The sequence below is a fragment of the uncultured Granulicatella sp. genome (genome assembly GCF_963516875.1).
In the GTDB taxonomy this organism is placed as follows: domain Bacteria; phylum Bacillota; class Bacilli; order Lactobacillales; family Aerococcaceae; genus Granulicatella.
The window spans coordinates 57556-68478 of record NZ_CAUQCL010000009.1 but is presented as its reverse complement, the minus strand read 5'-3'; the positions used below and the strand labels follow the sequence as shown (position 1 = coordinate 68478).

Annotated in this window: 1 protein-coding gene; it reads left to right on the top strand. The window is 37.2% G+C overall.

The genetic code is table 11. The annotated features are described in order from the left end of the window. Positions 1-10775 (top strand): MucBP domain-containing protein (locus RWM24_RS05055; protein WP_314112183.1); only part of this gene is annotated, 10775 nt, incomplete at its 5' end. Positions 10776-10923 lie beyond the last annotated feature (148 nt).

The window sequence follows — 10923 nt, the reverse complement described above, 5'->3', positions numbered from 1 at the left end:
AAGGTCTAGTACAAACAGGAACACCAACATTTACACCGAAGACAGTCGAAGTAGAGGGAGTTCAAAAAACGATCACGGTTCAACCTAATAGTTACAAACTTGTAAAAGGTGAAACAGAAAGTGAATCACTTCCAGCTTATAAAGCAGGGACAACAGTAGAAATTGGTACGTATACAATCAATCCAGCAACTGGAGTGGTAACATTTACACCAACAGATAAGACTTATACAGGAGCAGTAGAACCAGTATTTGTACAAGCAACAGGCTCAAATGGTGTGAAAGTTCAAACAACGTATACACCAGAAATTACTCCGGTTACTCCAACAAAAGAACCATCAGCAACAACTGATGTACAAGGTAAAAAACAAGTATCGACTATTGTGTTAGATACAGTAGAAACAGATGCTAACAAAGATAAAACAGTGAACTTCAATAAGGGAGCTGAACGAGGTAACAATGGAGAGCAAGTCGAATTAGATCCAAATACACTAACATTGGTGAATGATGCAGGAGCTGAAGTGCCTACTCTTACAACAGCTGATGGGGAGTATGTTTTAGATAAAACAAATAGAACAATTACATTTACTCCGAATAAAAACTTTGTAGGACCAGCAAAAGCTGTAAAAGTACAAATCAAAGACGTAAATGGTACAAAAGTAGAAACAACTTATACGCCAACCGTAACTGACGTTACAATAACACCTAAGGATAAAACTTCAGAAGGAAATCTAGGAAAAACACAAACTGGAACTCCTGAGTTTGAAGTTTCTAGTCCAGATGTTCACATTACAGGATACAAATTATTAAATCCAACTGGTGATACACCGATAGAAGGAACTGAATATGAAGATCCAGAACAAGGAACATACCGTATTAACCCAACAACTGGTCAAGTAACGTTTATTCCAAAACCTGGATTCCAAGGGGAAGCAAAAGGAATTAAAGTACGTGCTACAGATGAAAATGGAGAAACAGCGGATGCAAAATATACACCAACAGTTAATCCATTTGTTGTGATTGCTGTTGACCAAGAAAGTAAAAATATCCAAGGATTGCCACAAGAAGAAACACCAACATTCACTCTTCCTGAGGATGCTTCTAATGCAACTATTACAAGTCGTAAACTAGTTGATCCAGCTAATCCAACTAATCCACCAAAAGATACAGTGACATTAGATGGTAAAGGAACATTTAGAATTGATGGAAATGGAAAAGTAACCTTTACACCTGAACCAGCCTACACTGGAGATGTACCATCCATTACTGTAAAAGCTACTATAACAGTTACAAATGATAAAGGTGAGTCAGCTACTATTGATTCAGAGGCACATTATAAACCAGTAATTGTACCGTTAGAATTAGAGAAAGCTCCTGTCACGACAAGAAACTTACAAGGGTTAGAACAGAAAGGAACACCAACATTTACACCAAAAACAATTGAAGTAGATGGGGTGCCAAAAACAGTTTCAATTGAACCAGGTAGCTATAAACTTGTAAAAGACAATGTAGAAGTAGCAGAGACTACAATTCCTGCATACAAAAAGAATACGACAGAACAAATTGGTACGTACACGCTTAACCCAAGTACTGGAGAGGTAACATTCACACCAACAGATAAGACTTATACAGGTGAAGTAGAACCAGTAGCGGTACAAGTAACAGGAACAAATGGTGTGAAAGTTCAAACAACATATACACCAGAAATTACTCCAGTTACTCCTACAAAAGAAGCTTCTGAAACAACAGATGTTCAGGGTAAACAACAAGTATCAAGAATTGTGTTAGATACAGTAGAAACAGATGCTGACAAAGCTAAAACAGTGAACTTCAATAAGGGAGCTGAACAAGTTAAACTTAACCCAGATACTCTAACATTATTGGATGCTTCAGGTGCTGAAACAAATAGAGTTGCAACAGATGATGGTGAGTATGTATTAGATAAAGTAAGTAATACAATTACATTTACACCTAAGAAAACATTTACAGGACAAGCAAAACCTGTAAGAGTACAAATCAAAGATGCGAATGGAACAAAAGTTGAAACAACTTATACACCAACAGTAACTGATGTTACAATGTCTAGTACGGATGCAACTTCATCAGCATTACAAGGACTTACTCAAACTGGAAGACCATCATTTACAATTTCAAGTACAGAGGTTTCTATTGCAGGATACAAACTATTAAATCCAACAGGAAATACTCCAGTAGATGGAAATGAAGTCGTAGTTCCAAATGAAGGAACGTATCGTATAGATCCGACGACTGGAGAAGTAACATTTGTTCCAAATCCAGGATTTACAGGACCAGCAACTGGAATTTCTGTTCAAGCGACAGATGCAAATGGAGAAACTAAAGATGCAAGATATACTCCAACAGTAAATCCATTAAAAGTAACTCCAAAAGATAAAACATCGATGAATATTCAAGGTGAACCTCAAGATGGAACACCAACATTCACGCTTCCAGCAGGGGTTACAAATGCAACAGTTACAAGCCGTAAACTAGTTGATCCAGCTGATAAAGTAGAGAAAGATACTGTCGTTTTAAGTGGAAAAGGAACTTTCACAATTAATAGAAATGGGAAAGTAGTCTTCACACCAGAACCAAACTATGCAGATGATGTGCCTGCAATTACTGTAAAAGCAACGATAACAGTGACGAATGATGATAACGATATTGCTAAAATCACGTCTGAAGCAACATATAGACCAATTATCATTCCAGCAGAATTAGAAGCAGCACCAGCAAAAACAGCTAATGTTCAAGGTGCAGAACAAACAGGAAGACCAGAATTTACACCTCATACTGAAGTAGTAAATGGAGTAGAAAAAACTGTTTCAGTTCAACCAAATAGTTATAAACTTGTAAAAGACGGAGTAGAAGTTGAAGGAAGAACAACTCCAGCCTATAAGAAGAATACTCAAGAAGTAATCGGTAAATATACAATTAATGTAGAAACTGGAGAAGTAACATTTACTCCAACTGATAAATCTTTCAAAGGGGAAGTAGAACCAGCAACAGTACAAGCAACTGGATCAAATGGAGTAAAAGTAAAAACAAGTTATACACCAACAATTATTCCAGTGACACCAAGTGCTACAGATGCATCAACTACAAAAGTACAAGGTGCAACACAAGAAGGAACTGTAACATTCACACCAGGTAAAGCTACAATTGGCTCTGAACAAAAATCAGTACCAATGGATATAACAGCTTATAAACTATTAGGTGGAGAAAATGGCACAACCCCATTAGATAAAGTTCCAGCAATGTCAGAAGATGGAACAAAACAAGTGGGTACTTATACGATTAAAGTCGTAGATGGACAACCAGTAGTAACATTTACACCAACTGATAAAGCTTATGCTGGAAAACTAAAACCAGTAACAGTACAAGGTAAAGATACAAATGGTTCAGAAGCGACAGCAACCTATACACCGGTAATTACACCAATCGTACCAACATCTGAAAACGGAACATCAAGTGGACCACAAGGTGTTGAACAAACAGGAAGTGTAACATTCAATCCAGGTAAAGAACCAGGAACAGAACACACACCAGTAGCCATTGATAAAAAGACGATGACTCTACTAGGAACAGATGGAACAACACCAGTAGAATCATTAGAAGTAAGTAAAGACGGTAAAGTAATTGGTACTTATACACTTGTTAAAGATCCAAATGGTGTGCCAACTGGAGAAGTGAAATTCACTCCAACAGATAAATCATATGTAGGAGAAGTTCCACCAGCAACAGTACAAGTAAAAGACGCAAACGGCACACCAGCTAAAGCGACTTACACACCAACATTAACGGAAGTAGTACCAAAAGCAAAAGCTTCAGAAACTACAGGTATTCAAGGTCAACCACAAACATCACGTGTTGTCTTAAACCAAAAAGATGAAACAGATAATACAACTGTTAACTTCGATAAGGGTGATGACAAAGTAGCCTTAGTTGAAAGCTCATTAAAATTAGTTAATGGAGCTGGAGAAAAAGTTACACGTGTAACGGTGGAAAATGAAGGGACTTATGAATTAAGTAATGGCGCAATTACATTTACACCACTACCAACATTCCATGGAAAAGCTTCAGGAGTAAGTGTTCAAGTTGAAGACATTAATGGAAAAGTAGCTAAAACTACGTATACTCCAACAGTGACAGAAGTAACACCGCAAGGAACTAATGTAGGTTCAGAAGGTATCCAAGGTGCACCACAATCAGGAACACCAACTTTCACATCAGGACATGAAAGTGTAACGATGACAATTAGTGAATCAAATCCTGCGAAGTTAGTCGTAGATGGACAACCAGTAGCTGATACTACAATTCCTGCAAAAGATGCCCAAGGACAACAAGTAGGAACATACACAATTGAACCAGCAACAGGTAAAGTAACGTTTACACCAAATCCAGGATTTACTGGCACACCAGTACCAGCTACAGTAGAAGCTAAAAACTCAAATGGAACGCCAGCAACTGCAACATATACACCAGTTGTAAAAGAAGCTGTACCATCAGGAAATAGCCAAGTATCAAGTGGTATTCAAGGTGCAAAACAAACAGCAACACCAGTATTTACACCAGGTAAGAATACTGTGAATGGTCAAGACGTATCTGTACCATTTGAACCAACAAGCAAAGCGAAACTAATCGATCCAAGTAAGACTGGAGAAGAAGCAGAAGTAACAAGACTTGTAGTTGAAAACCAAGGAACATATACAATTGATGACAATGGTGTCGTAACGTTCACACCACTTCCAACATTCAAAGGGGAAGCGACAGAAGTATCTATTGTACGTAAAGATAAAAATGGAACACCAGCAACAGCGAAATACAAACCAACTGTTGTAGGAGTAACACCATCAGCAACTGAAGCAACAAGTACAAAAGAACAAGGTGCAACACAAGAAGTAACTGTAAGCTTCACACCAGGAAAAGCAACAATTGGAACTGAAGAAAAATCAGTCCCAATGGATCCAAATGCTTATAAACTATTAGGTGGACAAGAAGGTAAAACACCATTAGATACAGTCCCAGCGATGTCAGAAGATGGAACAAAACAAGTAGGTACTTATACAATTAAAGTCGTAAATGATCAACCAGTAGTAACATTTACACCGACTGATAAAACTTATGTTGGAAAACTAAAACCAGTAACAGTACAAGGTAAAGATACAAATGGAACAGAAACGACAACTACCTATACTCCAACAGTTACAGAAGTTAGACCAGAAGGAACTAATGTAGGTTCAGAAGGAATCCAAGGTGCACCGCAATCAGGAACACCAACCTTCACATCAGGACATGAAAATGTCACGATGATAATTAGCGAAACAAATCCAGCGAAATTAGTCGTAGATGGACAACCAGTAGCTGATACTACAATTCCTGCAAAAAATGCCGAAGGACAACAAGTAGGAACATACACAATTGAACCAGCAACAGGTAAGGTTACCTTTACACCAAATCCAGGATTTACTGGCACACCAGTCCCAGCAACAGTACAAGCTAAAAACTCAAATGGAACACCAGCAACAGCAACGTATACACCAGTTGTAAAAGAAGCTGTACCATCAGGAAATAGCCAAGTATCAAGTGGTATTCAAGGTGCAAAACAAACAGCAACACCAGTATTTACACCAGGTAAGAATACTGTGAATGGTCAAGACGTATCTGTACCATTTGAACCAACAAGCAAAGCGAAACTAATCGATCCAAGTAAGACTGGAGAAGAAGCAGAAGTAACAAGACTTGTAGTTGAAAACCAAGGAACATATACAATTGATGACAATGGTGTCGTAACGTTCACACCACTTCCAACATTCAAAGGGGAAGCGACAGAAGTATCTATTGTACGTAAAGATAAAAATGGAACACCAGCAACAGCGAAATACAAACCAACTGTTGTAGGAGTAACACCATCAGTAACTGAAGCAACAAGTACAAAAGTACAAGGTGCAACTCAAGAAGCAACTGTAACATTCACACCAGGTAAAGCTACAATTGGTTCTGAAGAAAAAATAGTACCAATGGATCCAAATGCTTATAAACTATTAGGTGGAGAAAATGGAACAACTCCATTAGATACAGTTCCTGCAATGTCAGAAGATGGAACAAAACAAGTGGGTACTTATACGATTAAAGTCGTAGATGGACAACCAGTTGTAACATTTACCCCAACTGATAAGGCTTATGCTGGAAAACTAAAACCAGTAACAGTACAAGGTAAAGATACAAATGGAACAGAAGCGACTACAACGTATACACCAGTAATTATACCAATCGTACCAACTTCTGAAAATGGAACATCAAGTGGACCACAAGGTGTTGAACAAACAGGACGTGTAACATTCAATCCAGGTAAAGAACCAGGAACAGAAAATACACCTGTAGCGATTGATAATACTAAGATGACATTACTAGGTGGAACAGATGGAACAACACCAGTAGAATCATTAGAAGTAAGTAAAGATGGTAAAGTAATTGGTACTTATACACTTGTAAAAGATTCAAGTGGCGTACCAACTGGAGAAGTGAAGTTCACTCCAACAGATAAATCATATGTAGGAGAAGTTCCGCCAGCAACAGTACAAGTACAAGACGCAAATGGAACACCAGCTAAAGCAACTTACACACCAACATTAACGGAAGTAACTCCAAAAGCGAAAGCTTCAGAAACTACAGGTGTACAAGGACAAGCACAAACATCACGTGTTGTCTTAAACCAAAAAGATGAAACAGATAATACAACTGTTAACTTTGATAAAGGTGATGAAAAAGTAGACGTAGTTGAAAGTACATTAACATTAGTGGATGCAAGTGGACAAAAAGCTACACGTGTCACAGTAGATAATGAAGGAACGTATGAATTAACTAATGGAGCGATTACATTTACACCACTACCAAGCTTCCATGGAAAAGCTTCAGGAGTAAGTGTTCAAGTAGAAGATGCAAATGGAAAAGTAGCTAAAACTACCTACACACCAACAGTTACAGAAGTAACACCACAAGGAACTAATGTAGGTTCAGAAGGAATCCAAGGTGCACCACAATCAGGAACACCAACCTTCACATCAGGACATGAAAGTGTCACGATGACAATTAGCGAAACAAATCCTGCTAAATTAGTCGTAGATGGACAACCAGTAGCTGATACTACAATTCCTGCGAAAAATACCGAAGGACAACAAGTAGGAACATACACAATTGAACCAGCAACAGGTAAAGTTACCTTCACACCAAATCCAGGATTTACTGGAACACCAGTACCAGCTACAGTAGAAGCTAAAAACTCAAATGGTACACCAGCAACAGCGACTTATACACCAGTTGTAAAAGAAGCAGTACCATCAGGAGATAGCCAAGTATCAAGTGGCATTCAAGGTGCATCACAAACAGCAACACCAGTATTTACACCAGGTAAGAATAATGTGAATGGTCAAGATGTATCTGTACCATTTGAAGCAACAAGCAAAGCGAAATTAATCGATCCAAGTAAGACTGGAGAAGAAGCAGAAGTAACAAGACTTGTAGTTGAAAACCAAGGAACATATACAATTGATGACAATGGTGTCGTAACGTTCACACCACTTCCAACATTCAAAGGGGAAGCGACAGAAGTATCTATTGTACGTAAAGATAAAAATGGAACACCAGCAACAGCGAAATACAAACCAACTGTTGTAGGAGTAACACCATCAGCAACTGTAGCATCAACTACAAAAGTACAAGGTGCAACTCAAGAAGTAACTGTAAGTTTCACACCAGGTAAAGCAACAATTGGAACTGCAGAAAAAACAGTCCCAATGGATCCAACAGCTTACAAACTACTAGGTGGACAAGAAGGTAAAACACCATTAGATACAGTTCCAGCAATGTCAGAAGATGGAACAAAAGAAGTAGGTACTTATACAATTAAAGTTGTAGATGGACAACCAGTAGTAACATTTACACCAACTGATAAAACTTATGCTGGAAAACTAAAACCAGTAACAGTACAAGGTAAAGATACAAATGGAACAGAAGCGACTACAACGTATACACCAGTGATTACACCAATCGTACCAACATCTGAAAATGGAACATCAAGTGGACCACAAGGTGTTGAACAAACAGGAAGTGTAACATTCAATCCAGGTAAAGAACCAGGAACAGAAAATACTCCTGTAGCGATTGACAAATCGAAGATGACTTTATTAGGAACTGATGGAACAACACCAGTAGAATCATTAGAAGTAAGTAAAGATGGTAAAGTAATTGGTACTTATACACTTGTTAAAGATCCAAGTGGTCTACCAACTGGAGAAGTGAAATTCACTCCAACAGATAAATCATATGTAGGAGAAGTTCCACCAGCAACCGTACAAGTACAAGACGCAAATGGAACACCAGCTAAAGCAACTTATACTCCTACATTAACGAAAGTAACACCAACTGGAAAAGATACAACATCAACAGGACTTCAAGGTAAAGTTCAAACAGGAACACCAACGTTTACACCTGGAACTCCTGAAGTACCAATGGATGATGAGTCACCTGCAACATTTGAAGATGGTAATATTACTAAGACAATCGATAAAGTTGGAACATATACGGTAGCTAAAGACGGAACAGTAACCTTTACACCGGATAAAGACTTCGTTGGTGAAGCACCAGAAGTAACAGTTAAACGTGTCGATAAGAACGGAACAGCTGTAACAGCGAAGTACAAACCTATAGTAGCTAAAGTATTACCAACAGGTGAAGGATCAGAAACAGAAGGTGCAAAAGGGAAACCACAAACATCAACAGTTGTCTTTGATAAGAAAGATGAAGATAAATCAACAGTTAACTTCAACAAAGGTGATGAAACAGTAGGATTAAATCCATCAACATTAACATTAATCGATAAAAATGGAAATCCTTCTACGGAAGTGAAAGTTCCAGGTGAAGGAACCTATACATTAGTCAATAATGTTATTACATTCACACCAGAAAAAGACTTTGCTGGAAAAGCTACTGGAGTAACAGTACAAATTAAAGATATTAATGGTACTCCATTAGAAAAAACTTATACACCAACAGTTCGTCCAGTTACAACATTTGTAGATCCAGCAGGTAACCTTATCACAGTTGATAAGAACAATAAACCTGTTGAAGGTGAAGTAGATGGCTCTAAACAACCAACGAAAGATATCTATGGATATAAATTTGTTCGTACAGAAACAGACAATAAAGGCAATACAAAACATATTTATGAACAAGCTGAAGGTAAATCAGTTAAAGTAACTTATGTATCAACTGCTGGTGAGACATTAAGTGATTCACAAACAGTAGAAACAAAAGATAAGTTCATTGGAACAGATTACGATGCATCGATTGAAGCATTGAAACTTGAACGTATTGAAAAAGACGGTAAAGTATATCTATTGAAAGAAAGAAAAACTGATTCAGCTTCTGAAAATGGTAAACTAAGTGATCAAGAACAAACTGTTACTTATGTATACGAAGAAGTACAAGAACCAGCTTCAAATCAAAAATATGGTAATGTAGTGGTTGTCTATAAAGACAAATTTGGACGTCCAATTTCAGGTACTACTGATTCTGGTAAAGAAGTTGCAAGTACAGTAATTGATACACCAAATTCACCATTAGCGACTAAATATGATACGACTGATCATAAACCTCAAACGATTACGACAAAAGATGGTAAGAAGTACAAACTTGTTAAAGTATTGAAAACATCTGATGCAGAAAAATCAGGGGTTAAAGCTAGAACTTCGGTCATTACGTATGTTTATGAAATGTTAGATAATACAACAGAATACCCAGAAGCACATATCGGATTAGTTTTAGTAAACTATTTAGATGTAGAAGGTAACCCAATTTCTGGTAAAACACCAGAAGGCAAAGTTGTACCAAATATGGTAGTCGATACAGAAGCTGAATTAGTTGGTAAAGATTACGATACAACTGATCATAAAGTATCAACGATTATTGTAGAAAACGGTGATGTATTTGAACTTCTAAAAGTTTCAGAAACATCAGTTGAAAAAGGTAAACTTAAAGAAGGTACAACAAATGTTGATTATATTTACCATAAAGTCGTTACAAAATTTGTTGACGAAAATGGTAAAGAAATTCAATCACCAGAAAAAGGAAGAACTGATAAGAAAGATATTCCTGAATATACTTTCAAAGAAACGAAGAAAGATGAAAATGGAAATACAGTACATGTATATACTAAGAAATCTTCTTCAACACCTGTTACTCCAACACCATCAACTCCGGAAAATGGTTCATTAACAATTTGGAAAGATGGAGATGGTAATAACATTAAATCACCAGAACATGGTAAGAAAGAACATTCAACAATTGACGGTTATATCTATGAACGTAGTGAAGTAGATAAAGATGGAAATACAGTTCATATCTATCGTAAAGTAAGTTCAGAAACTCCTGTAGTGAATGAAAAAGAAACTTTATTTGTAGATGGAAACGGTAAGCCTCTTCAACCAGCTAAGAAGGGTCAACATCCGCATGAAACTATTCCAGGATATGAATTTGTTCGCACAGAAACAGATGCAAATGGTAATGTACGTCATGTATATCGTGCAATTGCACAGTCACAAGAGACAGTGAACCCATCACCAACTGTAGAACAACGTAAGAATGAATTACCAAATACAGGTACTGGAGATGAATTTGTAATATTTGGAGCAGCAGCAGCTTCAATTCTTGCAGGATTAGGAATTGCAATTCCAGGTAAGAAAAAAGAAGAAGAGAAATAATCATACTGTTAAAATAGTGAGAATAAAATTTCTTCTTTAAAGAGACACAATGAAGTAGGAAACGGCAAATGCTGTTTCCTACTTTTCGTTTCAGTGGATATCTGTTGCACATCATCTCTTATGGGTATAGAATAGAGTGTAATTTTGA